The sequence below is a fragment of the Streptomyces sp. NPDC087844 genome, from assembly GCF_044742785.1.
In the GTDB taxonomy this organism is placed as follows: Bacteria; Actinomycetota; Actinomycetes; order Streptomycetales; family Streptomycetaceae; genus Streptomyces.
In genome coordinates this window covers 14815-41380 of the sequence record NZ_JBIUVD010000032.1, presented here as the reverse complement: position 1 = coordinate 41380, position 26566 = coordinate 14815, and the positions used below count along the sequence as shown (strand labels likewise).

Sequence of the window (26566 nt, the reverse complement as noted above, 5' to 3'; positions counted from 1 at the left end):
CGCGGAATCCGAAGCAGTGATCGAACCAGTGACCGAGCCAGGGACCGAGCAAGGGACCGAAGCGGTGATCGTCGACGGACACTCCCTGTCCTGCGCGGACGTGGCCGCCGTCGCCCTGCGCGGTGCCCGGGTCGTCCTCGCGGACGAGGTGCTTCCCCGGCTGGCGCGCGAGCGCGCGGTGGTCGACGACGTGGTCGACCGCCAGGTACCGACGTACGGACTGACGACGGGGCTCGGCAGCCGTTCGTCGTACGCCCTGCCGCGCGACGAACTCGCGCGCTTCAGCGTGCGTACGGTGCGCGGCCGGGCCAACGCCGTCGGGGACCCGCTGCCGGCCCCCGTCGTACGCGCCGCCCTGATCGCCCGCGTCAACGGTCTGGCGGCCGGCGGCAGCGGGATCAGCCCCGCCATCGTGCCGCTGCTCGTCGGCATGCTCAACTCCCGCGTCCATCCGCTGGTCCCCGAGGTGGGTTCGATCGGTGCCTCGGATCTGTGCCAGATGGCCCATGTCGGCCTCGTGGTCATCGGCGAGGGCCGCGCCGAACTCTCCGGCGAGGTGCTCGACGGCGCGGCGGCCCTGCGCCGGGCCGGGCTGGCCCCCGCCGTACCGGGCCCCAAGGACGGGCACGTGCTGTGCAGCGCGAGCCCGCTGGCCGCCGGCCACGGCGGTCTCGTCCTCCACGAGGCCGCCACCGTCCTGCTGCTGGCCCAGGCGGTCACGGCGCTCACCTTCGAGGGCTTCCGGGCGAACACCAGCCCGCTCGATGCCCGGGTCCTGAGTCTGCGTCCGGCCCCCGGACAGTCCCGGGCGGCGGAGCGACTGCTCGCCCTCCTGGCCGACGGCGACCTCACGGACCCCCTGCGCGCCCGCCGCGTCCAGGACCCGATCAGCCTGCGCTGCGCGGCCCAGGTGCACGGAGCGCTGCACTCCGCGCTCGACTTCGCCGGCGCGGCACTGGATCCCGAGCTCAACGGCTGCGGCGACAACCCGGTGGTCCTGGCCGGCTCCGGCGGGAGCAGCAGTGGGTCCACCGACGAGGGCACCACTGGGCTCACCGGCGAGATCCTCTCCTCCGGCAACTTCCACACCCCGGCGCTCGCCCTGGCCTTCGACACTCTCGCGCTGGCCCTTACCCAGACCGCGGCGATCTCCGCCGAGCGTATGCGGCGCCTGCTCGACCCCGGGCTCAGCGGGTTGCCCGCCAACCTCTCCCCGTACGGCCCGGAACGTTCGGGCTTCGCACCACTGGCGAAGACGGCCCAGGCGCTGGTCGCCGAGATCCGCCTCCTGTCGGCGCCGGTGAGCACCGACCCCCGGCACGGCGCGGACGGTGTCGAGGACGACTCGACCAACGCCTCGCTCGGGGCGCGGCGGCTGTCGACCATGCTGGTCCGGCTGCGGCAACTGCTCGCCGTGGAGGCCGTGGCCGCCGCACAGGCGGTGGACCTGGCCGCGCCCGCCGTCCTCGGACGGGGACCGGCGCTGCTCCACCGGGCGATCCGCGAGCTGGTCCCGCCCCTGGACGACGACCGGCCCTGCGGCGTGGACGTGGACCGGGTGAACGATGACATCCTGGGGTCCGACGAGGTACGAAACGCCCTGCGCGCCCTGACGGAAGAAGCGTCGTGACCAACGTCGACGTACACCAGCACCTGTGGACCGGGTCGTTCGTCGCGGCTCTGCGGGCGCGCACCGAGCCGCCGTTCCTGGACGGCTGGACGCTGCACACCGCGGGTGAGCCGCCCTACGAGGTCTCCCCCGCCGACCACGACGTGGCCCGACGGGCCGAACGGGCGGTCGCGGACGGCCTCGGCAGGGCGCTGATCTCGCTCTCCTCCCCGCTGGGCGTGGAGTGGCTCCCCTCCGGCGAGGCGCGGCCACTGCTCGACGCGTACCACCAGGACGCGGCGGAGCTGCCCCGCCCCTTCGGCGCCTGGGCCGCCGCCGGTGTCCGGGACATCGACGCCGAAGCGACGGCCGGCTACCTGGACCTGGGGTTCGCCGGCCTCCAACTCCCGGCGAACGCCCTGGCCGACGCGGCGGGTTACGCACACTGCGCCCCGCTGCTCGATCTGCTGGCGGACCGGAACCTCCCCCTGTTCGTCCACCCGGGCCCGGCCGCCGACATCGCTGCGCGGCCGGGCTGGTGGCCCGCGATGGTGCCGTACGTGCAGCAGATGCACGCGGCCTGGTTCGCGTTCCGGGCGTTCGGCCGGCCACGTCATCCGCGGCTGCGGGTGTGCTTCGCGCTGCTGGCCGGTCTGGCGCCCCTGCACGGCGAACGCTTCGTGGCGCGCGCCGGGGCGGAGGGTCGCAAGGAGGTCGACCCGAACGTGTTCGTCGAGACCTCGTCGTACGGTCCACGGGCGGTGGACTCGATCGTCCGCGCCCTTGGCACCGGCGCGATCGTCCAGGGCTCGGACCGCCCGTACGCCGACCCCCCGCAGACCCCCGGCTACGGCCTGGGCGGAGCAGCGGCCTACGCCTTCCGCATCACGAACCCCCGCCGCCTGCTGACGGGCGAGGGCTGACACCCCACCCCGGAGGGGTACGGGGAATCGCGCGCCGACCGGGATCGGGCCGACGCCGCCAGGCGTCACCCTCCAGGGGCGCGGGGAACTGCGCGGCCGGCCACGACGCCCCCGCGGACGAGCATGCGCACCCAGCGGCAGCGCTACCGCTGCGGCGTAGGCGTAGGCGTGTCGTGCGTGCGGTACATCGCCTGGACGTCCAACTCCAGTTGCACCGACGGGCCGACCACCGCGATACCCCGCGCCACCATGGATCGCCAGTTCAGCGTGTAGTCCTCCGTCGAACCGCCCGAAGCGGCCGTGCACATGGGCCATGCCGACATGCTTGGCGATGAACCGGATCGCCGTGGGGGGCGGGTCGAAGAGCCAGTTGCCCGGCGCCGGCAGCTCCAGCCGCCTGGCGGGCTGCAGATGGATCCGTTCTCCGGGAGCGGCGGGCCCGGCCACCACGTCGACCGTCTCGCGGTGCGGATGCAGCCCCTCGGCGGCGACCATCAGGCTGTACCGGCCGGGCGGCAGCGCCGCGAGGAAGTAGCCGTACGGGTCGGTGGTGCCGCGGGCGCTCGGAGCTTCGGCGAAACGGCACGGAGCTCATGCCGATCCTCGCCCCGGACGCGCGAAGGCGGGTGTCTCGTAACGAGACACCCGCCCCCCGGGGCGACGGCACCACCGCCCTGGTCAGTACGTCCCGACCGTCACACGGTGACCCCGTCGATCTCGAAGGTCTGCACCGACGCGGCGGCGAACGGCACGCTCAGGCTCTTGCCGTTCAGATAGGTGTCCGAGCGGGCGGTGTAGAGGTCGCCACTGCCGGAGGTGAGCGTGTTCCAGCGCCGTACGAGTCCGCCCGTGCCACCGGTGACCGCGGAGAACCGGGACAGGTCGAAGGTGAGCGTCTGCGCGGCACCGGAGTTGACCGCCACGACGACCAGACGTTTCTGCGTCGCGTCGTGGGCGGCGACCGCGTATCCGACCCCGGTGTCGATGATGGTCATCCCCGGCCGGATGTGCCGGCTGAACTGGGCCATCACGTAGTACTTGGTCTGCACGGTCGTCGGCTGCAGCGTGCTCTGGTCGTACGCGATCATCGCCCAGCCGGTGGACGGGTCCATCACCTGCCAGTAGACCCATGCGGTCGGGTGCAGCCAGCGGAAGTCCAGGCACAGGTTGCTCGCCATGGTGAGGCCGGTGCCGTCGCTGTCCCCGGTCTCGGAGTTCCAGAGCTTCTTGCCGGCCGTCGTCACGACGTCCGAGTGGAGGAGGTCGCGACGGCCTCCCGAGCCCTGGTAGCCGTGCACGTTGACCTGTCCGACCAGGGCCTTCGTCGACGCCCCGAAGGAGTTCCAGGTCGTACGGGCCAGGTCGTAGCTCGTCTCGTCGGACGCCGAGAGCCTGACGCCGGACAGTCCGCGGGTGTCCAGTTCGCTGCGCATGTACGGGAGGACGGCCGCCTGGACCGTGGCGTCCATGTGGCAGCCCTCCTGCGTGCCCGTGGCGGTCCACCAGCTGGACGAGGGCTCGTTGAACGGGTCCACGGTCGCGAAGTTCACACCCCAGTTGTTCTTCGCGTACAGGGCGACGGCGGCCAGGTGGGAGGCGTGCTGGCGGTAGTTCCAGGACTGGAGGTTGTTGCCGCCGCCGGACGCGCCGGAGGGGTTGTGGTTGAGGCACATCCACCACATGGGCGAGTTGGCGAACAGCTCGGTGACGGCGCCTCGCTGGACCGCCTTGACCAGGGCGGCACGCTGGTTGGCGTCGGCCGTCCAGTCCCAGGCGGAGGACGTCGGATCCTCGTTGTTCCAGTCCTGCCAGAAGCCCTCGATCTGCTTGAACGCCGGGATGTTGGGCGAAGCGACCATGCTCTGACCGCCCACACTGTTCGGGCCGCACGCGCCGAGGTTGTAGCGGGCGATGTTCATCCCGAGGCCGGGCAGGGTCCTGCCCCCGTAGGCCACGGACTTGGTGGTGAACCAGATGTCGGCGAAGTCGTCACGTGCGCCGAAGACGTTGGCCCACCAGGCGAGGGAGGTCCCCCAACCCTCCCAACGCCCGTAGCTGGTGGCGGGGTTGACCGCGATGGTCGCGTCGGCCCGGGCGGTGCCTGTCGCCAGCGCACTGCCCAGCAGCGTGCCGCCCGCCGCCGCCAGCAGTGATCTGCGCTTGATCATGAGGTCTCCTGTCACGCTCATGCCACAACCTGCTTGAAGAATGGGGCGGCCGCAAACGGTTGTCGAGACGCATGACAGCGCTTTCTGTTTCGATAGCTTGCGGAACGCCCGGGTCACACGATTCACGGGCGTCCCGGCCTCACCACCGAGGGAGAACGCACTCCGCGTACCCCCCTCGAACTGCCCGACACCGTCGGCACCGCGTGGATGACGCGGGTACGCCATCAGGGCGCCGTCATCGGCGTGGTCGCCGTCATCGAACCGCCCGTCGGGCTGCCCGCACGGCCCGTCGCACCGCCCCGCGTCGCGCTCGCCGGGCGTTCGGCCCCCTGGCGGCACGCGACGAGCCGCGCGGCAGAACTGGCGCGCTCCCGTGAGCCCCTGCTGCCGACCGGGGAGCGGGGCACCGGAAAGGCTTTCCTGGCACGGAAGTTGCTCGCCGCGCGCGGCGCACAGGCGCCGCTGGTCGTGGACGCGTCGGAGCGGCCGGCCGCCGACGCGATCGACGGTTGGGCCGGGACGTCGATCGACGGCTGGGCCAAGACATCGGCGGACGGCAGGACCGTGGCGCCGGCCGCCGACCGCCCTCTCCTGCAGCGCCATGCCGAGCAGCTCACGCAGGCCGATGTCGCCTCGCTCAACTCCCTCCTCGACGCACACCCGCACGCACCTCTCCTGGTCACGGACACGCCCGGCACTCCCCCTGGCCCCTGCCTCCAGCGGCTGCTCGACGGCCTGGCCGCCCGCTCGGTGGCACTTCCGGCGTTGCGTGAACGCCCGCACGACATCGAAGAGTTGCTGGCGGAACTGACACCGAGGCCCGCACCGGGCGAGCCGCCCCTGACCTGGACCCTGGACGCGCTGCACGCCCTGGAGCGGCACGCATGGCCCGGCAACGTCACCGAACTCGGCCGTCTGGTGCGGGCGTTGGCCGAACAGCGGCGGACCACCGGGCCGGTGCGACGGGCCGAACTGCCGGACCCCGTCAGGGAAGGGCCCGCGGCACGGCCGCTGAGTCCGATGGAGCACGCCGAGCGCACCGCCATCCTGGACGCACCGCGCAGTCACGGCGGCAACAAGACGCGTGCGGCGGCGGCACTGGGCATCGCCCGCGCCACGCTGTACCGCAAGCTGCGCGGTCACCGGAGCTGAACGCCACGGCCGGGCGGAGCCGGAGAACGCCGCCGGGCGGCCGCGAAGGGCACGCGCCCTGGCAGTCGGTCGTGAGCCCCCTCCCCCTCCGCCTCCCGCGCTGCTAGCCTCCGGGCCGGGAACCGGTTGCCGAAAGTGTTGCCGCACTTCCCGGGGGAGAGGCGATCCATGACGAGGAAACCCGCCGGCGACAACGGAGGCCGGAGCACCGTCCGGGACGTGGCGGCACGGGCGGGCGTGTCCGCGTCCACGGTGTCGCGCGTGCTGGGCGGCGACTACCCGGTGAGCGCCACGACCCGGACACGCGTCATGCGGGCGGTCCGCGAGCTCGACTACGTGGCCGACGCCCGCGCCAAGGCCATCGCGGGCGCGGGCACCCCGACCCTCGCCTTCGTCCTGGACGACATCACGGGCCCGTCCTTCGCGCACATGGCACACGGCGTGGAGCGCGAGGCGACCCGGCTCGGCCATCTCTGTCTCGTCTGCAGCACGGACGGCGACGCCGACCGGCAGCTGGAGTTCATCGAGATGATGCGGGCCCAGCGCGCCGCCGCCGTGATCCTGGTCGGCGGCACCTCGGACACCGCCGAGTACCGCGCACGCATGGCCCGTATCGCCGACTCCCTGGCCACCGCGGGCTCCCGGCTGGTGCTCTGCGGCCGACCGCCCCTGGACCCGGGCGCTCCGGTGACGGTCATCGAGTACGACAACGAGAACGGGGCGTTCGCGCTCTGCTCCCATCTGCTGTCCCAGGGCCACCGTCGTGTCCTGTTCCTGGGCGGCAAACCCTCCAACACCACCGCCCAGGGCCGCGAACAGGGCTATCTGGCGGCCCACCGGGCCCGGGGCATCGACCCGGACCCGACGCTGCGCCTCTTCGGTGACTTCACCCGGGACTCGGGGCATCGCCTCATGCGCCAGGCCCTCGCGCGGAAAGTGGACTTCACGGCGGTGATGGCGTCCACCGACATGGTGGCCTCGGGCGCCCTGACCGCCCTGCACGAGGCCGGTCTGTCCGTCCCCCGGGACGTCTCCCTCGCCGGCTACGACGACATCCCCTTCGCCCGGGACCTGAACCCGCCGCTCACCACGGTCCACGTCCCCTACGAGGAACTGGGCCGCCTGGCGGTCCGTACCGCCCTGACCCGCTCACCGGACGCCCCCGACGAACACCTGCTCCTGGGCACCCATGTGACGGTACGGGCCTCGGTGGCGCCCCCGACCTGACCGGAGGGCCTGACGCCGGACGCCGGACGCCGGACACGAACGCCGAACGCCGAGCGCGCGGCGGCTACTTGGCGTAGAGCAGCGTCCCGAAGCCGAGCTGGTCGAAGCCGCCGCTGTTCGCCCCGTAGTCACCGCCGCCGCCCTCGGGCCGCACGCTCTCGGCCATGGCGGTGATGTACGGCACGGGCAGACCGCGTCTGCGGGCGTAGTGGTGGTGCAGGACGTCCCACACCGGCCTGACCTGCCCGCGGCCCGCCGCCGAGATCACCGTATGGGACTGCTGGGCACAGTTCTGGCCCGTCCCCCAGGTGTACGTCGTGAAAGGAACGTCCTGCCCCAGGTTGTACCTGGCGACGTACTGGGCGGCCTTCATGAACCGGTTGTCGTCGTAGCCGTACAGGTCGTCGCCCTGGGACCACGCCATCTCGCAGAAGGCGCCCAACTGGCCCATGCCCATCATGGTGTGGCCCTGGTCCCGCCCGCTCTCCTGCCACTGGGCGAGGCCCTGCGCGCCGTACACGAACGGGACGGCGCGCGCGAGGGAGCCGTTGCCCGCGCCGCTCTTGAAGTAGGTGACGGCCTGATCGTACTTGGCCGCGTCGTCGCAGAGGATGCCGATGGCCAGGATCGAGTTCATGGTGCAGAGATCCCAGTTGGCCCAGTAGTTGGTGACGCAGGCGTCGTTGTGCCCGGTGAGGAACTGGTTGTTGAGCGGATAGAAGACGTTCAGCATCATCCGCTTGAACCGGTCGAGGTCGAACCCGCTGTAGCCGCGCATGAGTTCGGCGGCGTTGGCGAACTGGTAGCCGTAGATCCCGGCGGCCAGGAAGCGGTCCGCGTTCCCGGTGACCGTGGTGAGCGTGGCCGACCAGGCGTTGAGGATGTCGCGTGCCGTGTCGCCGTGGGCGGTGGTGCCCGCGATCTTCCAGCGCAGGGCGTTCTGGTAGGCGGCGTGGATGTCGTTGTAGAGGGTGCCGTAGTTCTCGCCGGTGCCGCCGCGGACGACCGTGGCCGTCGGGCGCGGTGTCCAGCCGGCGGCCGAGTGGGGGTTGGCGGTCAGCCGGTTCCAGCCGGCCAGCCACGGCTGGTCACCCGCGGCGACCCGGACCTTGGCGCGGTTGAGTTCACCGTGGGCGTGCAGCATGCCCGGGTGGGTGAAGGCCGCCGGGGCCGCCGCTGCCGTGCCGCCGGTGAGGGCGGGGACCAAGGCGCCGACCGCGAGTGCGGCGGTGAGACCTCCGGCGGTCCTGAGCAGCCCGCGTCGACTCACACTCGTACCGGGTGTGCCGGATGTGCCGGACGTATCGGACGTACCGGTGAGGTGCTGGTGGGGGGATGTGCGGCTCGTCATGTGCATCTCCAGTCTTTCCTGTCGTTCAGGACGATGTCGGCGGGATGCCGGGCCGCGGGCGGTCGCCGCCACCCGCCCCGAGATGCCGCTCTCCTCCTGCGGGCCGGTGACGGAGACCGTGTAGTAGTACGTGCGATCCACCTGGATGTCTCGACCGGTGCGGGAGGAGAAGGACATCGGGCGCGGCCCGGAATTCTCGTCAGGGGCTGTGCACGGTGAGTTCGAGGGACTCGGTCGCGGTGCCCACGCCATTGGTGGCCGAGACGGTGACCGTGTGACTGCCGGGCTCTCTCGGGGTGCCGGAGATCAGACCGGTCGCCCGGTCGACGACCAGGCCTTTCGGCAGTCCTTCGGCGTCGAACGAGGTCGGCAGCCCGGTCGCGGTGACCAGATGGCAGAAGGCGTGATTGCCGACGGCCGTCACCCCGCCCGCGCTGGTGATCGCGGGTGCCGCGGTGGCGGCGGCCGTCGCCCCGTCGAGGAAGCGGAGGCCGTGTACGTGCTCGCCCGCGAACATCGGCACCATGTCCGTGGTCAGGAACCAGTCCGGCTTCTCCATCGCGTCGTGGACGACCGTGCCGTTGACGGTCAGATTCTGGAAGGTGACGTCCCTGACGGCCCGTTCGGCGTCGTAACCGGTCAGCATCGCCGTGCTCGCACGAGTGCCCTCGTACGTCAGGTCGCGCACGTACACGTCCTCGATGCCCCGGCCGGGCGCGGTGGTGTAGCGGTTGGCCATGACCCGCATGTTGATCAGCTGGCCCCAGGCGAAGTCCTCCACGCGGACGTCCTGGATCCGGACGCCCCGGACCAGGTTGTTGTCGCCGGGGTTCAGGGCGAAGCAGCCCTGGTACGGGATCTGCGGCTCCCGGTGCTGCAGGACGTCGATGCCGCTGAGGACGACGTTCTCGATGACCTCGGGCTCCTCGGGGTTGCCGTGGGTGCCGATATTGACCGGGTGGGCGGTGTCGGCCCACAGGACGGAGTTCCGGACGACGATGTTGCGGCAGTCGCCGTAGTAGTCCCAGCGGTGGCCGTAGACGGCGACGCAGTCGTCGCTGGTGCGCAGGAAGGCGCCCTCGATCAGGACGTCCTCGCTGCTGAACACGTCGACGCCGTCGCCCCACCGCCCGGAGCTGTAGGCGTGCAGATCGCGGACGGTGACCTGCCGGGACTGCCCGATGGTGCAGGCGTAACCGGACCGCGGGTCGAGGACGAGGATGCCGTCGATCTCGATGTTCCTGGAGAAGGCGACCTTGATGCCGCCGTCCGAGCCTGAGATGATCCCGCGGCCGGTCAGCCGGGCGTTCTCGACGTTCACGAACTCCACGCGTGCCTTCAGGACCGCCCCACCCGCCAGGTGGACCGTCGTTCCTCCGGGCACCTTCAGCACGTCGCCCGGGACGGTGTGGACGCCGGGGCCGAAGTGGATGACATCGGGGTCGCCCTCCTCGTACCACCCCGTCTCCTCGATCGGATTGGCGTGCAGGTGGAGGTTGTCGTGCAGGTCGCCGTCGGCCTCCACGGAGAGGTTGCGCGGCGCGGTGAGGACGAAGCCGACGGTGTCGCCGCTCACCTCGTACGGGATGTTGTACGAGAGGGGGCGGAGCCGGGCGGAGCCGATGGCGCCCTTGGACGAGGTGACCTCGACCTCCACCGTGCCGGCGAAGTCCAGGTTGGCGACCGAGGTGTTCCTGACGACCGCGGCACCGGTCCGTTCGTCGACGGTCCTGGTGCGGGCCCGCAGGACGGGCACCGCACACCAGTCGCCGTCGGGCGTACGGGCCTTGACGGCGAAGCCGGTGTTGCGCGGCAGTCCGTCCGGGACGGGGTGCACCACGAGCCGGTCGGTGCCGTGGACGTCGGTCATGGCGGGTCCTTGTCCGGGTGAGCTGGGCTTGGCCGGTAGGAGTGCCAACCGGTTGCCATCTGGGGCTGGGCAGAGCTTCTTCCCGGGCTGAACACCCGTCAAGGGCTTGCGCGGACTTTCGAAAGTTACCGGCGCAACCGGTTGCCGACGGGGCCTGGCGAGACGACCCGGTGCGCGCTCTCCCCGTACGAGCAGTGCCGCGTTAAAAGGCCACAAGACCGGACACATGAAACGCCTCGGAAAGCAACCACGCGGAACACGTGATACATCTCACCCGTATTTTGCAGTAATTCCGAGCCGTCTCCGACCGCTCGGGCGGGTGTACCTTTATGAGCGGAAAGTGGAATGACGAGAATGTGGGGTTTCAGAGGGCCCAGAGGTCCTGGTTCACGTTGGTTGACATTGCTTGAGTGTGCGCGGGGACTGAGGCCCGGGAAGAGATGCTGAGCGCGATGGAGACAGACCACCAGGAGCAGCCGGCCCTCGCGCTGTCTCCGGACGACGAGTCCGACGCCCCTGAACCAGTGCTCACGTCCGACGGCGCATCCGTCGACCAGGTGCGCGACTACCTGAAGGTGATCAGCCGCGTCCGGCTCCTCACCGCCGCGCAGGAGGTGGATCTCGCCAGACGGATCGAGGCCGGTCTGTTCGCCCAGCGCAAGCTCGACGAGGAGCGCGGTCTGGACCCCGTGTTCCGGCGGGAGCTGACCGCGGTCGCCGAGGACGGTCTGCGGGCGAAGTCCCACCTCACCGAGGCGAACCTCCGGCTGGTCGTGTCCATAGCCAAGCGCTACACGCGGCGCGGGCTCAACTTCCTGGACCTGATCCAGGAGGGCAACACGGGCCTGATCCGGGCCGTCGAGAAGTTCGACTACGTCAAGGGATTCAAGTTCTCGACCTACGCGACCTGGTGGATCCGGCAGGCGATTTCCCGCGCGCTGGCCGATCAGAGCCGCACCATCCGCATTCCGGTCCACGCGGTGGAAGCGATCAACAAAGTGGCCAGACTCCGTCGGGAATTGCTGCAGGAACTGGGCGTCGAACCCACCGTGCTGCAGATCGCGGAAAAACTGGATCTACCCGTTTCCAAGATCGTGGAACTCGACACCTACGTCAAAGAACCGGTTTCGCTGCATATGCCACTGGGCGAGGAGGGCGGCACCGAACTCGGTGACGTGATCGAGGACAGCGAAAGTGTCTCCCCCTTCGACGCGGTGTCGTTCCGCCTCCTCAGAGACACCATCCAGACCGTCCTCTCCGCCATGACCCCGCGCGAGGCAGGGATCATCACCCTCCGCTACGGGCTCCTGGACGGTCAGGCCAAGACCCTGGAGGAGATCGGCCAGGTCTACGGGGTCACGCGTGAGCGCATCCGGCAGATCGAGTCCAAGACGATGTCGAAGCTGCGCCACCCGTCACGCTCACAGGCGCTGCAGGACTACGTGGGCCTGGGCTGAGCCCCGCCCGGCCGCCCGCGGAGGAGCAGAGAAAGCCCCGCCGCGAGCGAGCCGGTGCCCTCTCACCTCCGTCGCCACTCCTTCGCCAGCAGTTCGTACGAGCGGACCCGGTCGGCGTGGTCGTGGGTGATGGTGGTGATCAGCAGCTCGTCGGCGCCGGTCGCCTCCACCAGTTGTTCCAGTTGACCCGCGACCCTGCTCGGGGAGCCGACGAACTGGGTGTCCACACGGTCCTGGACCAGTGCGAGGTCCGCTTCGGTCCAGACATGGGCGCGGGCCTCGTCGGGCGTGGGGAAGGGGATCGCGCCCTCGGCCGTGCGGATGCTGCGGACCCACGGACCGTATCCGGCGGCCAGTTCGCGGGCGCTCTCGTCGTCCTCGGCGACCACGACGTCGGCCGAGACGCTCACATACGGCTTGTCGAGTACGTCGGAGGGCTGGAACGCGGCCCGGTAGGCGTCGACCGCTTCCAGTACGGTCCCGGGGCTGACGTGGTAGTTCGCCGCGAAGCGCAGGCCGCCCCGGCCCGCGACCTCGGCGCTCTCGCCCCCGCTGCTGCCCAGGATCCACACCTGTACGTCGGCGCCCTCGCCCGGGACCGCATGGGCCTCGACGCCGTCCGCCGACCGGTAGGTGCCGGCCAGCAGCGCGAGGATGTCGTCGATCTGCTCGCCGTACTCCTGCGACTCGGCGTTCGGCTGCTTGAGCAGCGCCGACTGGAGGGCGACGCGGGGTGAGCCGAGCAGGTGCGCGAGGGAGAACTTGGGCGGGACGAGCAGTCCGTTGGGTGCCCGGCCGTCCACGACCGGGGTGGCGTCCGGCAGCGGCTCGACGGGTCCGCCGGGCGGCCTGCCGCCGGACCGGCCCAGGCCCAGGTCGAGGCGCCCGGGGTGCAGCGCGTCGATCAGCCCGAACTCCTCCACCGTGGACAGGGCGGTGCGGTGGCCCAGTTGCACGGCTCCGGAGCCGAGCCGGATCGTCGAGGTCGCGGACGCGGTGAGCGCGAGCACCACCGCCGGGGAGGTCCCGGCCACTCCGGGGTTGAGATGGTGCTCGGCGAACCAGTGGCGGGAGTAGCCGAGCTGTTCGGCCCGCCGGGCCAGATCGATGGAGTTGCGCAGCGCCTCTGCCGCGGTGGAGCCGGACGCCACCGGGACCAGGTCGAGGACGCCGAGAGGGATGTCTGACATGTGTACGGGTTCTCCTCAGCGGTCGGCGGCGACGGGTACCGGCGTGGGTCCGGTCCGCACCGGCCCCGGGGAAACGGCGGGTCGGGGATCTCGCGGCGCGGCACCGGGGTGAGGGACGTACCGCTCACCCGCGCCGAACCCGTCGAAGCGCAGCTCCTCGGCCGGCAGGGCGTTGTCGAGGACCTCGCGGAAGCGGTCGCCGGTGGACTTCCGGATGCCGGTCACCGGGTCCGGCGCGTGCCCGATCAGGGTGATCGCCGGGAACTTCACGAGGCGACCGCCCGCTCGTCCCGTGCCTCGGAGCCGGGCCGGGCGGAGGGCCGGGCCAGTCCCAGGTGGTCGCGCAGGGTCGTGCCCTCGTACTCCGTGCGGAAGACGCCGCGCTCCTGGAGCAGCGGGACGACCGTGTCGGCGAAGACGTCGAGGCCGCCGGGGGTGATGTGCGGGACGAGTATGAAGCCGTCGCCCGCGTCGGCCTGCACGAACTCGTTGATGGTGTCGGCGACCGTCTCGGCGGAGCCGACGAAGGCCTGGCGGTTGCCTGTCTCGATGACCAGGTCGCGGATGGACCACTTGTTGGCGGCGGCCAGCTCCCGCCACTCGCGGGCGGTGGCCAGCGGGTCGCGGTACATGCGCACCTGGGCCCGGCCGCGGGCGAGGGTGTGCTCACCGAGGTCGGGGTCGATGTCGGGCAGCGGCCCGTCCGGGTCGTACGCGGACAGGTCGCGGTTCCAGACGAACTCCAGGTGTTTGAGCGCGGTCGCCCCGCTGACCTGCTGCCGGCGCACCTCGCGGGCCAGTTCGGCGGCCTCCGCGTCCGTGTCGCCCAGGATGAAGGTCGCGGCGGGGAGGATCAGCAACTGGTCGGGGGTACGGCCGTGGCGGGCCAGGCGGCCCTTGACGTCCGTGTAGAAGGCCTGGCCCTCCTTGAGGGTGGCGTACCGGCTGAAGATCGCGTCGGCTCCGGCGGCGGCGAACTCGCGGCCCTCCTCGGAGTCGCCGGCCTGGAAGACGACCGGGCGGCCCTGCGGGGATCGGGGGACGTTGAACTGCCCCTCGATGTCGAAGTGCTGCCCCCGGTGGACGAAGGCCCCGGCCCTGGCGTCGCTCAGGAAGGCGCCGGTCGCCCGGTCGGCGACGATCTCGTCCCCGCGCCAGGAGTCGAAGAGTTCGTTCGCGGTGGCCAGGAACTCCTTGGCGCGGGAGTAGCGCTCCTCCTGCGGGAGGAAGCCGCCGCGGCGGAAGTTCTCGCCGGTGAAGGCGTCCCAGGAGGTGACGACGTTCCAGGCGGCGCGGCCGTCGGAGAGGTGGTCGAGGCTCGCGAACTGCCGTGCCACCTCGTAGGGCTCGTTGAAGGTGGAGTTGATGGTGCCGGTGAGGCCGAGGCGTTCGGTGACGGCGGCGAGCGCGGACAGGATCGTGAAGGTGTCGGGCCGCCCGACGACGTCCAAGTCGTAGATTTCGCCGCCCTGTTCCCGCAGGCGCAGCCCTTCCGCGAGGAACAGGAAGTCGAACTTCGCGCGTTCGGCGGTGCGCGCGAAGTGCGCGAAGGAGCTGAACTCGATGTGGCTGCCGGCCTGGGGATCGCTCCACACGGTGGTGTTGTTGACACCGGGGAAGTGGGCCGCGAGGTGGATCTGCTTGAGGGGCTTGCGGGGCTCGCTCATGTTCGTGGGTCCTTCCGGCTCAGGCGGGGGTGACGGCGTCGGCAGCCGCGTAACGGTTGGCCGGGCGTTCGAGCCCGAGCAGTCCGCGCAGGGTGTCGGCCTCGTACGCGTGCCGGAAGACGCCCCGGCGCTGGAGTTCGGGGACCAGGCCCCGGGTGATCGCCGGCAGGTCGTGGCCTGCGACGGCGGGGCGCAGCCGGAAGCCGGTCAGTCCGGCCTCGCTCAGCTCCTGCAGCAGGTCCGCCAGTTGGGTCGGCGTGCCGGTGAAGATCAGGGCGTCGCTCGTGTACGGGTAACCCGCGAGGGCGTCCAGCCGTTCCTTGCGGGCCGCGGCCTCGGCGGGGTCGTCGTCCAGGAAGACGACCAGGTCACCGAAGAGGTGCAGGGGCTCCCCCGCCCGCCCGGCCGCGTCCTGTTCGGCACGCACCACGGCGACGACGGCCCTGGTCTGCCCGGCGTCGTGCGGGGTGACGAACCCGAGGTCCGCGGAGCGGCCCAGCAGCCGGAACGGCGCACCGGTCACGGTTGCGTGGGCGAGCGCCCCGACAGGCGGCTGCCCCTGCGGCGGCCTGGGCGTGATCGAGGGTCCCTTGACGCTGAAGCGCGCACCCTCGAAGTCGATGTAGTGCAACTTCTCCCGGTCTACGAAGCGGCCGGTGGCGACATCCCGGATCTCCGCGTCGTCCTCCCAGCTGTCCCACAGCCGCCGCACCGCCTCGACGTAGTCGGCCGCCTCGTCGAAGAGGTCGACCGTCAACTCCTGTACGGCGGGGCTCGCCAGGTCCTCGATGCCGAACGACGGGACCGTACGGCGGCCGAAGTGCGCGGCCTCGTTGCGGCGGGCCGACACCTGGACGCGTACCCCCGCACGGCCGGTGCTCACATAGTCCAGCGTGGCGATGGCCTTCGCTGTGTGGAAGGGCTCCGTGTGGGTGGCCACCACTGTCGGCAGCAGACCTATGTGGCTGGTCAGCGGGGCGACACGGGCGGCGATGAGGACGGCGTCGAGCCGGCCGCGGACCTGGTCGGTCCGTCCGTCGGGTTCGGTGAAGTGCGAGGACTGGAGGCCGAGCGCGTCCTCGATGGTCACGAAGTCGAGCAGGCCGCGTTCGGCCTCGGTGACGAGGTCCGTCCAGTAGCCGGCGGTGAGCAGGTCCCGGGGACGGGCCACCGGTTCGCGCCACGCGGCGGGATGCCAGCCGGCTCCGTCGAGCGCGACGGCGAGACGCAGGGCGGGGGAAGAGGGCAGGGCAGAAGGAGGTACTGACGACACGACGGGGTGCCTTCCTGATCGACCGTGGAGGAAGCCGGCCCTCGCCGGAGGAGGGCGGGGCCGCGGAGGTACGGGTCAGGGACGACAGAGCGCGCCGGCGACGCGCAGGAGGTCGATGTGCTGCCGCGAGTACAGGCGTACGCGACGGCGCGGAGTGAGCTCGGGGACGCTGAGGCGGGGCACGCGGCGTGGTCGCACGTGCGTCACCTCCGTTCTGCGGCTCGGCGGACCCGGCTCCGTCCGGCCTCGTCCGCTCCTCGACGCACACAACAGTACGGCCGCGGCTTTTCTTCCGACAGCCTCGTCATTGATCTGCCCACGTGCTGAGACGTCGTCTCGCCCCTTCTTGACGCCCCCACACGGCGCACCGACACTTGCGGGGACGGTCACGATCGTCAGCGCCCGTCGGACGGGGTCCTCCCCCGTCCGTGCGGTCATCGGCCCCGGCCCGCTGACAGGCAACCCTTCCACCGCGACGGGGTGCCCCGGGTGACGACCTGGTTCCGCCGGTGTGGCGGGACAAGCGTGGTCTCGCCTCGTGCGAGCCCCGACCGGGACAGGTGGGAATTGCCCAGGAACGGCTTGACGAGGCGACTGCACATCGATCTGTTGCGCGTCTCCAGCGCTTACTAGTCCGCTGCCGGTCCACCCGGTCCGTGCGGTCCGTGCGGTCCGCTCGATCCGGACCCGTCGGCCCCGTGGACCCGCCGGACGTGCACGACACAGCGCAGTCACTCCGTTTCGCCACTGGTGCCCACAAGGCGGCCAGGGCTTCCGCGATTTCCTCTGGAGAGCCATGCCCGAGACAGTTTCCCGCGGTTCGAGCACAGGTACCTTCGAGACGGCCGCACGTACGGCCGTCACCGGCACGCCCGCCTGCGGCACGGTCGCACCGAGCACGACCGCACGTGCGCACCGCTTCCGCGGCCGCATAGGTGTCGGCCTCGCCGGTGGCTTCTACCCGGCGCCGCACCGCTATCAGCTGTATCTGTCCGAAGGCTGTCAGCGTTCGCTGCGCGTCTCGATCACCCTCGCGCTGCTGGGACTTGAGGACTCGACGGTCACCACCGTGCTGACCCGCCCCGCCGAGACGCCCGACGCCATCGCCTCGCTGCGCCGGGCCTACGAGGCGACCTGGCACCACTACGACGGCCCGCTCACCGCGCCGGCGCTGTGCGACCGGTGGAGCGGACGCGTCGTCAGCAACCACACGCCCGACATTCTGCGCGACCTCGCCGACCTCGCGGAACGCGCCGAACTCCGTGACGCCGAAGGGCCCGGCCTGCCCGCGCTGCGGCCGCCGGCCCTCGCCGCGGAGATCGACGCCCTGCGTGAACTCCTCGCCCGGGACGTCGCACCGGCCTCCCCGCCTCACGCCCGGGCGGCGACACTGACCCTGCTCGATCACCAACTGGCGTCCACTGCCTATGTGTTGGGTGATGCGATCACGGCCGCGGACGTGGATCTCTGGGTGGCGCTCGCCCACCTGGACACCGCCGACGGCGCCCTGTCCGCACACCTCCACCTGGACCGGTACGTCCGGCGGCTCGGCCGGCATCCGGCCTTCCTCGGCAGCGGGGGGACGGGTCGCTAGTCCGGTTCGTTCGGATCACTTCCGCCGGCCGGGGTTGTCGTTGATGATGTCCATGTGACTCACCGCATCAGCGCTCTGATCTCGGCCTTCGGCGTCCTTGCCAGCGTGATGCTGCTCGTTCTCGCCGTTCGTGAGTACCGCTCCGGGGCCTCGGCTCTCTGGCTCGTGGCTGGAGCCGTGCTCTTCCTCAGCGCTTCGTACACGCTCGTTCGGGACGCGCGGCGACTCCGCACCGGGCCGACCGCCTGACAGCAGCGCCGTTCCGACCAGCTCCGTCAGCCGTTGTTCGTGTGTGCCGGCCACCCGCCTTCGACCGCGAGGCACGCAAGCAGCGCGACACGGTCGAACGCTGCCTCAACCGCTTGAAACAGTGGCGCGGCATCGCCACCCGCTACGAGCAGACCGCGACCGTCTACCTGGCCGGACTCCGCATCGCGGGCATCTTCCTCCGGTCAGCGCGGTGATCCAGACGAAACTGCCTGGCTGTCACGGTTCGCCATGGCCTCCAGGGCGAGGCAGGTCGGTGTCCGGCCGGTCCACAGCGTGCCTGCGGTGCCTGATTCGACGTGCTCGGCGTACAGGCGGGCCTTGGCCTCGATCACCGCGAGGTTCTCCGTCATCTGGGCCAGTTCGGCCCGCACGCGGATCTCATGGGTGCGCAGGAGTTCAAGGCGTTGCTGTTCGTTGCCCGGGCCGGCGGCGACCAGTTCTGCGTAGCGTCGGATGTCGTTCAGCGGCATGCCGCAGGCGCGGAAGCGGTTGCAGAGCTGGAGCCATTCGACGTCGAAGGCGGAGTAGCGGCGCCGTCCGCCGCTGCTGCGTGCCACCGAGCCCAGTAGCAGTCCTTCTTTCTCGTAGTAGCGCAGGGTGTGGATGCCCAGTCCGGTGCGCTCGCTGACCTCGCCGATCGTGAGGCTCTCGTCACTCATCCCCGCTCCCTTCCTTGACCTAGACCGAGGTCTAGATCGTAGCGTCGTCGTTGACCTCGTACAACGACAACCCCGGAGCATGCACCATGCCTCTTTCCCTTGACCCCGAGCTGGCCGCCGTGTTCGCCGCCAGTGCCGGTGACACGCCGCCCGAGCCGTTGGCGCCCGGTGACTGGAAGACCTGGCGGGACAGCGTTGCCGCCGTCTACCCGGTCCTGACCTCCGGCCTCGACCGGCCCGAGGTCGGGCATCAGGTGTTCAGCGCGGCCACGCGGGACGGCGCGCAGATCGATCTGCACTGGTTCACCCCGTCCGGCGTCGCCGGTCCGACCGCGGCCGTCGTTCACGCTCACGGGGGCGCCCTGATCGCCGGCGAGGTGGCGCACTTCGCACCGTTCATCGCCCAGTACGTCGCCGCCGCCGGTGTGCCGTTCTTGTCGGTGGAGTACCGGCTGGCCCCGGAGGTGGCCGGCTCGACCCTCGCCGACGACGTGTACACGGGGCTGACCTGGCTGATCGAGCACGCGGACGAGCTGGGCGTGGATGCGGCCCGGATCGCGGTGATGGGCGAGAGCGCCGGCGCCACCCTGGCGGCGACCACGGCGATCCGCGCCCGCCAGGACCACATCGGCCTGGCTCGGCAGATCCTCATCTACCCCTTGCTCGACAACAGTGACACCCCACTCGCCCCGCACCTGCACGCCTTCTCCGCCGACCTGCACACTCTCAAGCACACCGCCTGGCAGCTTGTGCTCGGCGACGCCCACACCGACGACGCGCCCGCGACGATCGTCCCCGCACGCCTTCAGGACTACACCGGCCTGCCTCCGGCCTACCTGGAGGTCGGCGAGCTCGACGCCTTGCGGGACGAGACCGTCGCCTACGCCCAGCGGCTGTGGTCGGCCGGCGTCAGTGCCGAACTGCACGTCCTGCCCGGCCTGAGCCACGGCTGGGACCACTTCGCACCCGGTATCTCCCTCCACGCCCCGGTCCACGCCCGCCGCGTCACCCTCCTCAAGTCCCTCTGAAAAGCTGACGGCAAGGAAAACCATGAGTACCCATGACCTGCGCAAGCTGTACCTCGACTACATCGAGGCCATCAACGCCCGGGAATTCCACCGGATGGCCGAGTTCGCCCACGACACCCTCGTCTTCAACGGGGAGCCGGTCTCGCGGGACGACTACGTCGCCACCATGCGGCAGCACATGGACGCCGTGGACAACTTCGTCTGGCGCCTTGACGATCTCGTCATCGAGGGCGACCGGGTGGCGGCCCGGCTCACCGACACCGGCACCCCCGTCAAGCAGTGGCTCGGACTGGAGCCCTCCGGCCGGAGCGTCACCTTCACCGAGTACGCCTTCTACCACTTCCGCGACGGACGCTTCGAGGACATGTGGTACCTCCTCGACGCCCCGACGATCCAAGAGCAACTGACCGCCCGCGGCTAATGCTCTGACCGGAGAGATTCGCCGAGACTCAGCCACCACACCCCCAACGATCGGACGGACGTCACCGCACATCCAACCGTCCCCGTCACCAACCAACGGACCTTCCCGCTCAGAGCACTGGACGGCCGCCCGGCCGCTGTCGCGAACACGGTGTTTCCGTTCTGCGAACAGGAGGCCTGGGCCGACGACACGCCTCTCCCGCCGGTGTGAGCATGTGCGCATGATCAAGGGAGAAGCCAGGAATGAAGTCGGGGAAGAAGCCGGCGAAGAGGTCGGGGAAGGGACTCGCGCCGCCCGGCGGGGGCCGGCGGTCCGCTGGGTGACCGAGGAGTGGGACGCGCCGGCCCCGGCCCGGCTGCGGGAGCGGATGTCCGCCGAACTGGCCCCGCGCTACGCGCCGGTCGAGCACCGGCGGGTACGTGTGCCGCGACCCGCGGCCGAGGAGATCGTCGTCACCTGGGTCGCCCACGCCGACGACGTGCCGGTGGCCACCGCCTCGTTGCGCGGGCTGCCCGACCGGCACGAGGTGAAGCGGGTGTTCGTGCACGCCGACCGCCGCGGCCGGGGTCTGGCGCGAGCGGCCCTCGCGGCGGTGGAGTCGACCGCGCCGGCCCTCGGTGTCGCACGGCTGTGGCTGCGGACGGGCGCGCTCCAGCCGGAGGCCCGGGCGCTCTACGCGCGGGAGGGCCGGCAGGAGGTGCGGCCGTACGCCCCGTACGACCGCGATCCGTTCAGTGTCTGCTTCACCCAGGCGCTGACGGGGCCGACGGAGATGCCGCGGTCACGCCGGCTCCTGGCCCGCAACGCCCCCTCAGGCAGGGCGGATCACGCTGTGGATCGCCGCCTCGCCGGCCCAGTAGATCGACTCCTCGCGGATGGCGACGCCCGGGCTCGGTGCGTGGATCATCATGCCGTTGCCCGTGGCGATTCCGACGTGTCCGACCTGTCCGCTGAAGAGAACCAGGTCACCGGGCCGGATGTCCGGGACCGGAACCATCGTGCCGGCGGTCGCCTGGTCCTGGACGGAACGCGGGAGCACGACTCCGGCTACCTTCCAGGCGGCCTGCGTGAGACTGGAGCAGTCGTACGAGCCCGGCCCCATCGAGCCCCATACGCACGGCTTGCCGATCTGAGCGCGTGCGAAGTCGACGGCCCTGACGCCCTGCCCGCCGTACCCGGGGTCGGGCACGGCATACGTGGGCGCGGCATACGTGGGAGAAGGCACGCCGTAAGCGGGGTTGGTCGCGTTCTGCATGTCGAGGGCGACACCCGTGGCGATGGGCGTGCTCGCGTCGACGTACATGCTCGTGTCGGTCCGCTGGACACCCGCGTACTGGGCACCGGCGTACTGGTCGACCCCGAGGTACACACCGTCGCCGATGCTCAGGTCGGCGGCGACACCGGCCCCCGTGCCGGGCATGCCGGGGTACATGTCCGTGCCCGCCCGCATGTCCGTGCCGATGGCCGGCTGCTGCCACGCGTCCATGCCGGTCGTGGTCCCGTGGTGGCTCGGCGCCTGGGCTGCAGGGCCCCAGGCGCCTTCGATCGCCTGGAAGGGCCGCAGTTCCGTGACAGGTGCGCTGCGCCGGCCCGCATGTCCGGCCAGCAGGTCACGGGCCTGTCCGAGCTTCCGCTGGTTCCGCTGCTTCGACGTCCTCAGTGTCGCCTGCGTCGGTCCGCCGGACGGCCCGGGCAAGGCCCTTTCGGCCGCCTGGCGCTGGGTGGGGACGGCCGGCAGCGCGGCGACGGGACCCGCGGTCAGCTCGGCGACGGGCCTCGCGGTCAGTTCCGCGACGGGTCCGGCGGCACCTCCGGCACCGGGGCCCGCACTCGGACCGGCGGTCAGCTCCAGGACGGGCTTGTCGGAACCCTCGCGCGCCCCGCGCCCCTCACGTCCACCGCCGCTCGGACGGCCGCCCGCATCGGCGGACCGCGTCCCGGCCGAGCCCCGGTCCGGCATCCTGTCGGGCGGCAGCACCGCCGGGAAGACGGGGCCCAGCTGCGAGCGGCCCACGTCGAACCACTGCTTCGCGACGTCCGGCAGCGGAGCGGCGGCATCGGTGGCTCCGCCCCGGCCGCCCCTGTCCCCGGACGTCGGCCTGCCCGTGTCGCGCGTCGCCGTGCTCATGGCACGGGTCACGTTGAAGTTGCCGGTGGCGTTCTCGACCCGGTCGTAGAGATTGGTGATCCGCTGCTGTACTTCCTCGCGACTGGGTTCGTCGCTCCGCTGGGCGGGAATGCCTGCGGGGGTGAACTGGTCCACGGATGCGGGGGCCGCCTTCACGGGGGCGGAGCGGGACATGCCGGGGAGGCCGGTGCCTCCGGGGCGCTGCGTTCGTTCCGGCGCGATGGGGGACGACTCCTTCCGTGCACCGCCTGCCGGGTCGGCTGTCGGGTTCGGGCGGAAGGTTCCGAAAGGCATGCCCTACGACCTCTGCCCGCTGGACAGTTGGGTCGATTCACCCTGAAAGTCGACTGGACCTCCGGCTCCGGCCGCCACGAGGGCCTGTCGGATTCGGCGGAGACCGCGCGACCCGGCGGGGTTCACCGGAGGGAGTCGTACGGCCCAGCGGCCAACTTAGCCAACTTGTGTGTCTCGCGTGAAGATTGAAGTACGAAGTGTCCGATATGTAATTGTGACCTTCGTCGTACCCGAAGGTGACCTTGGGCCTATGACCACCTCACCGCGACCGGTCCGTCACTCGTGGTTCACCCGGGCCCAAGCGGCTGCGTCGGTCGAGCCGTCCGCCTCGGTGGCCGGTTACGCGTAGGGCGTGAGGAACTCGTGGACGGACAAGGCCCTGTTCACGATGCGCGTGTCGCCCATCCAGCCGTAGAAGCCCTGCCCGAAGCTCTCGTCGAACTGGGTGGCTCCGAGCACGAACGGCTTGCCGAGGGTGGCGATGCCGGTGGACGGCTGCGAAGGATTGCGGGCGATCTTCGAGCCGTCCACGTACATCACCGTACGGCGGCCGTCGTTGACGAGGGCGAGGTGCATCCAGCGGCCCACGGGCACCGCGTGGCTCCATGACGTGGGGTCGGCGTCCTGGCGCTGGGGATAGACCACGAACTGGAGGAACCGCTCGGGTGAGAGGTTGAGGCTGCAGGTGGGTTCCAGCGGCGACCAGCCCGTGGTCTTGCCCGCGTCCCCGTTGCGCCCCTCCCAGCTGAGGATGCCCATCCAGGAGTGGTCGCCCTCGAAGGGCTCGGGCAGCCTGATGAAGGTCTCGATGGTGTAGCCGCGGGTGAACTTCTCGCTGTTCAGGGCGGCCCGGGCGGCGGTCGTCAGGATCGCGCCGCGGTCCGGGCTCTTGCCGCCGTCGAAGCGGAGACTGGCGTGCGCCGGCTGGCCGGGGTGGTGGTCGGCCGACCAGGTGAGCGCGTCGGGCCCGCTCGAAGCCAGCCGGCTGACGGCCAGGTCGTTCCCGTTGCCGGTGAGGTCGCGTACGACGGCGCCGTCCGCGACGGGCTTGCCCGCGGTGCCGCCCGCCGAGGTCCCGGCGGCGTCGAAGCGCCAGTACGCGACCGTGCCGCGCGGCATCACCGCGGAGGCGGGCCGCGGCTTCGGCACGGCGACGGGGGCGAAGCCCTCGAACCGCTCGTCGAAGTCGATGTCCAGGCTGAACCGGTCGGCGTCACCCGTCAGTTCGATGGTCTCGGCCTCCAGCGGCGACCGCTTCGCGGAGTCCCTGGCGAGGAGCCACGGCGAGAAGGTCTCGACGTCGACGACCCCGCGGGCCAGGTCGAAGCCGTACGTACGGATCATGCCGGCGCCGCCGTAGTAGCGGTCCTGGTAGTTGGTGATGTGGACGTGGACATCGTTGTCGGAGTCGTTGCGCAGGACCGTGCGGCCCGGTGGCCAGTAGTGGCCGCCCAGCGCCAGGAAGATCTGGTCGTTGCCGCGGACGAGGCCGTCCCACAGGCGCTTGCCGTTGTCCGACAGCTGCGCCTTGCCGTCGTCGTCGGCCCAGGCGATGTCATGGGTGGTGAGGACGGCGGGCAGCGTGGGGTGCGCGTCGAGAACGCCCTGCGCCCAGGTCAGGCCCTTGTCCGAGATCCGCCAGTCGAGGGCGAGGACCAGCCAGGACCGGTCCGCCGCCTTGAGCACGTGGTACGTGTTGTAGCCGTCGGGCGAGGCGCCGCGGTAGGTCGGCATGGACTTGTAGCGGGCGGGCCCGAAGGCGGCGAGGTACGCGGAGTCGCCCCGCTGGTCGTCCCCGGAGTCGATGTCGTGGTTGCCCGCCAGGACGCTGTAGGGCACCTTGCCGTGGATGGTCCTGAAGGTGTCGGCGGCGCGTGCGATCTCGTCCTCGGTGCCGTGCTCGGTGACATCTCCGAGGTGCGTCATGAAGGCGATGTTCGCCTCCCCGCGCTCGGCGACCAGGTGGCGGAATGCCTCCCGCAGCGGAGCGGGGTCGGTGCTGTCGGCGTCGAAGAGGTACTGGGTGTCGGGCAGGACGGCCAGCACGAACCGCGGGCTCCGCGGGTCGAAGCGGGCGGCGTGCGCGGCGGAAACCGAGGCATGGGCGGCGGCGGAAGCCGAGCCGGACGCGGCCTGCGCGGAGGCCGCGAAGGCGGCGGCACCCGCGCCGGCCACGGGCAGGGCTGCCGCGACGCGCAGCAGCGCGCGTCTGTGCAGGGGATTCTGGGGTTCTGCCGCAGTCATGGACACTCCGTAGGACGAAACCGGTTGGCAGCCCGTACGCTCCTCACCCGCCACGGCCGGGCGATGGCGGGAAGTTGAACGTCTGCCGCCTGCCGTCCGGACGTTTGGCGGCGGTCAGCGCGAGGTCCAGGCCCGGGGTGTCCGGTAGGCCCGGGTCTGCGCCCAGCGCGGGCTCCCGGCCGTACGGGCCGGCTCGTCGGGTTCGGCGCGCTCGGCGCGTCCGTGCACCACGGCGAGCACGGCCGCCACCTCCTCGTCGGTGGGCGCTCCGCGGACGAAGGTCAGCAGCGGGATCTCGGGGGTGTCCATGGTCTCCTGCGCCGTCACATCGGAAGGTTGCCGTGCTTGCGGGAGGGGAGCCGCGCGTCCTTGGAGCGCAGCATCGCCAACGCGTCCACCAGCACGGCACGGGTGTCGGCGGGGTCGATCACATCGTCGACGAGCCCGCGCTGCGCCGCGTAGTAGGGGTGCATGAGCTCCTGCCGGTACTCCTTGATCCGCTGGGCCCGGACCGCCGCAGGGTCGGGGGCGGCCGCGATCTCACGCCGGAACACCACGTTCGCCGCGCCCTCGGCACCCATCACGGCGATCTCGTTGGTCGGCCACGCGAACGAGAGGTCGGCACCGATGGATCGTGAGTCCATCACGATGTAGGCGCCGCCGTAGGCCTTGCGCAGGATCACCTGGACGCGCGGCACCGTCGCGTTGCAGTACGCGTAGAGCAGTTTCGCGCCGTGCCGGATGATGCCGTCGTGTTCCTGGTCCGTGCCCGGGAGGAAGCCGGGCACGTCGACCAGTGTCACCAGCGGAATGTTGAAGGCGTCGCAGGTCTGCACGAATCGCGCCGCTTTCTCCGAGGCGTGGATGTCGAGTACTCCGGCCATGGCCGCGGGCTGGTTTCCGACGATTCCGACGACGTGCCCCTCGAACCGCGCGAATGCGCAGATGATGTTGGTGGCCCAGCGGGAATGCGTCTCGAAGAATTCACCGTGATCGACGATCTCCTCGATCACGGCACGCATGTCGTACGACTTCTTCGGGTCCGGTGGAACGACGTCGAGCAGCGCTTCGGAACGCCGTTCCGGCGGATCGTCCGCGAGAGCGACCGGCGGAAGCTCACGGTTGTTGGACGGCAGCAGGGAAAGCAGATACCGGACCTCTTCGAGGCATTCCTTCTCGCTGTCGCAGACATGGGTGGCGGCTCCGGAGACCGAGCCGTGCACCTGCGCGCCGCCGAGTTGCTCGTGGGTGACGTCCTCACCCGTGACCGCTTTCACCACGTCCGGACCGGTGATGTACATCTGCGCGGTGTCGCGGACCATGAACACGAAGTCGGTGAGCGCCGGGGCGTAGGTGGCGCCTCCGGCGCACGGCCCGAGGATCACACTGATCTGCGGGATCACTCCCGACGCGCGGACGATCCGGCGGAAGATCCCGCCGTAGCCGGCGAGCGCGGTGACGCCCTCCTGGATGCGTGCCCCGGCACCGTCGTTCAGGCTGACCAGGGGTGCGCCCGCCGCCTCGGCCAGGTCCATCACCTTGTGGATCTTCTCCGCGTGGGCCTCGCCGAGGGAGCCGCCGAAGATGCGGAAGTCATGGGCGTAGACGAACACGGTCCGGCCCGTCACCTTGCCCCATCCGGTGACCACGCCGTCGGTCGACGGGCGCCGGTCCTGCAGGCCGAACCCGGTGGCGCGGTGCCTGCGCAACTGCTCGATCTCGCGGAAGGTGCCCGGGTCGAAGAGCAGGTCCAGCCGCTCACGGACGGTCAGCTTGCCCCGGGCGTGCTGTTGCCCGGTCGCGCCCGGCGAAGGGCCCCGCTCGGCCTCCGCCCGGATCTGCAGCAGCTCGGCGACGCCCGAGCGCATGTCGGGCGGCCCCTCGTCCGTCTCGGCGGCCGGACCCGGAACTTCCTCCGTGCCCTTCACATCCGCCGATTCCCCCGCGACCATGGTCATACAGTTTCTCCCCGCCGGTTACCGAGGCCGAAAGCGGCCAGGAAAAGATCCGGACAGCCTCAAGGTCTCCCAGCCTTCGACGC

General features: G+C 71.0%; 20 protein-coding genes, 5 pseudogenes and 2 riboswitches. Of the genes and pseudogenes, 11 read left to right on the top strand and 14 right to left on the bottom strand.

What is annotated here, in order from left to right:
- The first annotated feature begins 28 nt into the window (after positions 1–28).
- Complete coding sequence (gene hutH / locus ACIOKD_RS38905) at positions 29–1630, top strand: histidine ammonia-lyase (protein WP_402092996.1); 1602 nt, start codon at positions 29–31, stop codon at positions 1628–1630.
- On the top strand, positions 1627–2532 hold the full coding sequence (locus ACIOKD_RS38900) for an amidohydrolase family protein (RefSeq protein ID WP_402092994.1): 906 nt from the start codon (positions 1627–1629) through the stop codon (positions 2530–2532). Before hutH ends, ACIOKD_RS38900 begins: the two co-directional genes overlap by 4 nt.
- A gap of 143 nt (positions 2533–2675) precedes the next feature.
- Here ACIOKD_RS38900 and ACIOKD_RS38895 read toward each other — a convergent pair.
- Positions 2676–3096, bottom strand: a pseudogene (locus ACIOKD_RS38895) (hypothetical protein); the annotation flags it as partial.
- Between the two features lie 131 nt (positions 3097–3227).
- Positions 3228–4700, bottom strand: a complete 1473-nt coding sequence (locus ACIOKD_RS38890) for a beta-1,6-galactanase (RefSeq protein ID WP_402093039.1) — start codon at positions 4698–4700, stop codon at positions 3228–3230.
- A 180-nt stretch (positions 4701–4880) separates the two neighbouring features.
- On the opposite strand from ACIOKD_RS38890, the pseudogene ACIOKD_RS38885 reads away from it, so the two are divergent.
- Both ACIOKD_RS38885 and ACIOKD_RS38880 read left to right on the top strand, forming a co-directional pair.
- Positions 4881–5852, top strand: a pseudogene (locus tag ACIOKD_RS38885) (helix-turn-helix domain-containing protein); the annotation flags it as partial.
- Between the two features lie 168 nt (positions 5853–6020).
- Positions 6021–7079, top strand: a complete 1059-nt coding sequence (locus ACIOKD_RS38880) for a LacI family DNA-binding transcriptional regulator (protein WP_402092993.1) — start codon at positions 6021–6023, stop codon at positions 7077–7079.
- A gap of 64 nt (positions 7080–7143) precedes the next feature.
- Here the strand turns inward: ACIOKD_RS38880 and ACIOKD_RS38875 are convergent, their stop codons facing one another.
- Both ACIOKD_RS38875 and ACIOKD_RS38870 read right to left on the bottom strand, forming a co-directional pair.
- Positions 7144–8430 carry an alginate lyase family protein gene (locus tag ACIOKD_RS38875; RefSeq protein ID WP_402092992.1) on the bottom strand — a complete coding sequence of 429 codons (1287 nt, stop codon included), beginning with the start codon at positions 8428–8430 and terminating at the stop codon, positions 7144–7146.
- 199 nt (positions 8431–8629) lie between these two features.
- On the bottom strand, positions 8630–10300 hold the full coding sequence (locus ACIOKD_RS38870; RefSeq protein WP_402092991.1) for a putative Ig domain-containing protein: 1671 nt from the start codon (positions 10298–10300) through the stop codon (positions 8630–8632).
- A gap of 419 nt (positions 10301–10719) precedes the next feature.
- On the opposite strand from ACIOKD_RS38870, the pseudogene ACIOKD_RS38865 reads away from it, so the two are divergent.
- Positions 10720–11757: pseudogene (locus tag ACIOKD_RS38865) on the top strand (RNA polymerase sigma factor); the annotation flags it as partial.
- Between the two features lie 62 nt (positions 11758–11819).
- Here the strand turns inward: ACIOKD_RS38865 and ACIOKD_RS38860 are convergent.
- The 5 genes and pseudogenes from ACIOKD_RS38860 to ACIOKD_RS38840 form a co-directional block, all read right to left on the bottom strand.
- On the bottom strand, positions 11820–12947 hold the full coding sequence (locus tag ACIOKD_RS38860; RefSeq protein ID WP_402092989.1) for an MsnO8 family LLM class oxidoreductase: 1128 nt from the start codon (positions 12945–12947) through the stop codon (positions 11820–11822).
- A gap of 60 nt (positions 12948–13007) precedes the next feature.
- A pseudogene (locus tag ACIOKD_RS38855) lies at positions 13008–13217 on the bottom strand (hypothetical protein); the annotation flags it as partial.
- Positions 13214–14614: an NtaA/DmoA family FMN-dependent monooxygenase gene (locus ACIOKD_RS38850; protein WP_402092988.1), complete on the bottom strand. Its 1401-nt coding sequence runs from the start codon at positions 14612–14614 to the stop codon at positions 13214–13216. The gene ACIOKD_RS38850 and the pseudogene ACIOKD_RS38855, both read right to left, overlap by 4 nt.
- Before the next feature lie 19 nt (positions 14615–14633).
- The gene (locus ACIOKD_RS38845) at positions 14634–15887 is read right to left on the bottom strand and encodes an LLM class flavin-dependent oxidoreductase (protein WP_402092987.1); all 1254 of its coding nucleotides are present in this window, start codon (positions 15885–15887) and stop codon (positions 14634–14636) included.
- Positions 15888–15962: 75 nt separating this feature from the next.
- On the bottom strand, positions 15963–16085 hold the full coding sequence (locus tag ACIOKD_RS38840; RefSeq protein WP_402092986.1) for a putative leader peptide: 123 nt from the start codon (positions 16083–16085) through the stop codon (positions 15963–15965).
- 186 nt (positions 16086–16271) lie between these two features.
- Positions 16272–16419, top strand: a riboswitch (SAM riboswitch).
- A 264-nt stretch (positions 16420–16683) separates the two neighbouring features.
- On the opposite strand from ACIOKD_RS38840, the gene ACIOKD_RS38835 reads away from it, so the two are divergent.
- Genes ACIOKD_RS38835 through ACIOKD_RS38825 form a run of 3 tightly spaced genes read left to right on the top strand, consistent with a single transcriptional unit; the run spans position 16684 to position 17945 of the window.
- Positions 16684–17481 (top strand): glutathione S-transferase family protein, encoded by a 798-nt coding sequence (locus tag ACIOKD_RS38835; RefSeq protein WP_402092985.1) that lies wholly within the window; start codon positions 16684–16686, stop codon positions 17479–17481.
- Between the two features lie 54 nt (positions 17482–17535).
- The gene (locus ACIOKD_RS38830; protein WP_402092983.1) at positions 17536–17730 is read left to right on the top strand and encodes a hypothetical protein; all 195 of its coding nucleotides are present in this window, start codon (positions 17536–17538) and stop codon (positions 17728–17730) included.
- A 41-nt stretch (positions 17731–17771) separates the two neighbouring features.
- Positions 17772–17945 (top strand): hypothetical protein, encoded by a 174-nt coding sequence (locus tag ACIOKD_RS38825; protein WP_402092982.1) that lies wholly within the window; start codon positions 17772–17774, stop codon positions 17943–17945.
- On the opposite strand, the gene ACIOKD_RS38820 is transcribed toward ACIOKD_RS38825, so the two are convergent.
- A complete protein-coding gene (locus ACIOKD_RS38820; RefSeq protein WP_402092980.1) occupies positions 17934–18410 on the bottom strand; it encodes a MerR family transcriptional regulator in 477 nt (158 codons plus the stop codon). The two genes, ACIOKD_RS38825 and ACIOKD_RS38820, sit on opposite strands and share 12 nt — an antisense overlap.
- An 86-nt stretch (positions 18411–18496) precedes the next feature.
- Between ACIOKD_RS38820 and ACIOKD_RS38815 the strand changes: the two genes are divergently transcribed.
- The 3 genes and pseudogenes from ACIOKD_RS38815 to ACIOKD_RS38805 all read left to right on the top strand — a co-directional run.
- Positions 18497–19438, top strand: coding sequence for an alpha/beta hydrolase fold domain-containing protein (locus tag ACIOKD_RS38815; protein ID WP_402092979.1), 942 nt, complete (start codon positions 18497–18499; stop codon positions 19436–19438).
- Between the two features lie 22 nt (positions 19439–19460).
- Positions 19461–19859, top strand: a complete 399-nt coding sequence (locus tag ACIOKD_RS38810; protein ID WP_402092977.1) for an ester cyclase — start codon at positions 19461–19463, stop codon at positions 19857–19859.
- 220 nt (positions 19860–20079) lie between these two features.
- Positions 20080–20535 (top strand): annotated as a pseudogene (locus tag ACIOKD_RS38805) (GNAT family N-acetyltransferase); the annotation flags it as partial.
- Between the two features lie 135 nt (positions 20536–20670).
- Here the strand turns inward: ACIOKD_RS38805 and ACIOKD_RS38800 are convergent.
- The 4 genes from ACIOKD_RS38800 to ACIOKD_RS38785 all read right to left on the bottom strand — a co-directional run bounded on the left by ACIOKD_RS38800 (position 20671) and on the right by ACIOKD_RS38785 (position 26393).
- A complete protein-coding gene (locus ACIOKD_RS38800; RefSeq protein ID WP_402092976.1) occupies positions 20671–22161 on the bottom strand; it encodes a C40 family peptidase in 1491 nt (496 codons plus the stop codon).
- 56 nt (positions 22162–22217) lie between these two features.
- A riboswitch (cyclic di-AMP (ydaO/yuaA leader) is annotated at positions 22218–22390 on the bottom strand.
- Positions 22391–22620: 230 nt separating this feature from the next.
- Positions 22621–24525 carry a LamG-like jellyroll fold domain-containing protein gene (locus ACIOKD_RS38795; RefSeq protein ID WP_402092974.1) on the bottom strand — a complete coding sequence of 635 codons (1905 nt, stop codon included), beginning with the start codon at positions 24523–24525 and terminating at the stop codon, positions 22621–22623.
- A gap of 114 nt (positions 24526–24639) precedes the next feature.
- Positions 24640–24852, bottom strand: a complete 213-nt coding sequence (locus ACIOKD_RS38790; protein WP_402092973.1) for an acyl-CoA carboxylase subunit epsilon — start codon at positions 24850–24852, stop codon at positions 24640–24642.
- The gene (locus tag ACIOKD_RS38785; RefSeq protein WP_402093037.1) at positions 24849–26393 is read right to left on the bottom strand and encodes an acyl-CoA carboxylase subunit beta; all 1545 of its coding nucleotides are present in this window, start codon (positions 26391–26393) and stop codon (positions 24849–24851) included. Before ACIOKD_RS38785 ends, ACIOKD_RS38790 begins: the two co-directional genes overlap by 4 nt.
- Positions 26394–26566: the final 173 nt, after the last annotated feature.

Bases quoted from the DNA above. Each gene is read 5' to 3' on its own strand.
- ACIOKD_RS38810 (WP_402092977.1), top strand. From the start codon at position 19,461: ATGAGTACCCATGACCTGCGCAAGCTGTACCTCGACTACATCGAGGCC.
- ACIOKD_RS38800 (WP_402092976.1), bottom strand. From the start codon at position 22,161: ATGTCCCGCTCCGCCCCCGTGAAGGCGGCCCCCGCATCCGTGGACCAG.
- ACIOKD_RS38835 (WP_402092985.1), top strand. From the start codon at position 16,684: ATGCCCGAGACAGTTTCCCGCGGTTCGAGCACAGGTACCTTCGAGACG.
- ACIOKD_RS38785 (WP_402093037.1), bottom strand. From the start codon at position 26,393: ATGCGCTCGGGCGTCGCCGAGCTGCTGCAGATCCGGGCGGAGGCCGAG.
- ACIOKD_RS38870 (WP_402092991.1), bottom strand. From the start codon at position 10,300: ATGACCGACGTCCACGGCACCGACCGGCTCGTGGTGCACCCCGTCCCG.
- ACIOKD_RS38795 (WP_402092974.1), bottom strand. From the start codon at position 24,525: ATGACTGCGGCAGAACCCCAGAATCCCCTGCACAGACGCGCGCTGCTG.
- ACIOKD_RS38820 (WP_402092980.1), bottom strand. From the start codon at position 18,410: ATGAGTGACGAGAGCCTCACGATCGGCGAGGTCAGCGAGCGCACCGGA.
- ACIOKD_RS38890 (WP_402093039.1), bottom strand. From the start codon at position 4,700: ATGATCAAGCGCAGATCACTGCTGGCGGCGGCGGGCGGCACGCTGCTG.
- ACIOKD_RS38880 (WP_402092993.1), top strand. From the start codon at position 6,021: ATGACGAGGAAACCCGCCGGCGACAACGGAGGCCGGAGCACCGTCCGG.
- ACIOKD_RS38815 (WP_402092979.1), top strand. From the start codon at position 18,497: ATGCCTCTTTCCCTTGACCCCGAGCTGGCCGCCGTGTTCGCCGCCAGT.
- ACIOKD_RS38860 (WP_402092989.1), bottom strand. From the start codon at position 12,947: ATGTCAGACATCCCTCTCGGCGTCCTCGACCTGGTCCCGGTGGCGTCC.
- ACIOKD_RS38875 (WP_402092992.1), bottom strand. From the start codon at position 8,430: ATGACGAGCCGCACATCCCCCCACCAGCACCTCACCGGTACGTCCGAT.
- ACIOKD_RS38850 (WP_402092988.1), bottom strand. From the start codon at position 14,614: ATGAGCGAGCCCCGCAAGCCCCTCAAGCAGATCCACCTCGCGGCCCAC.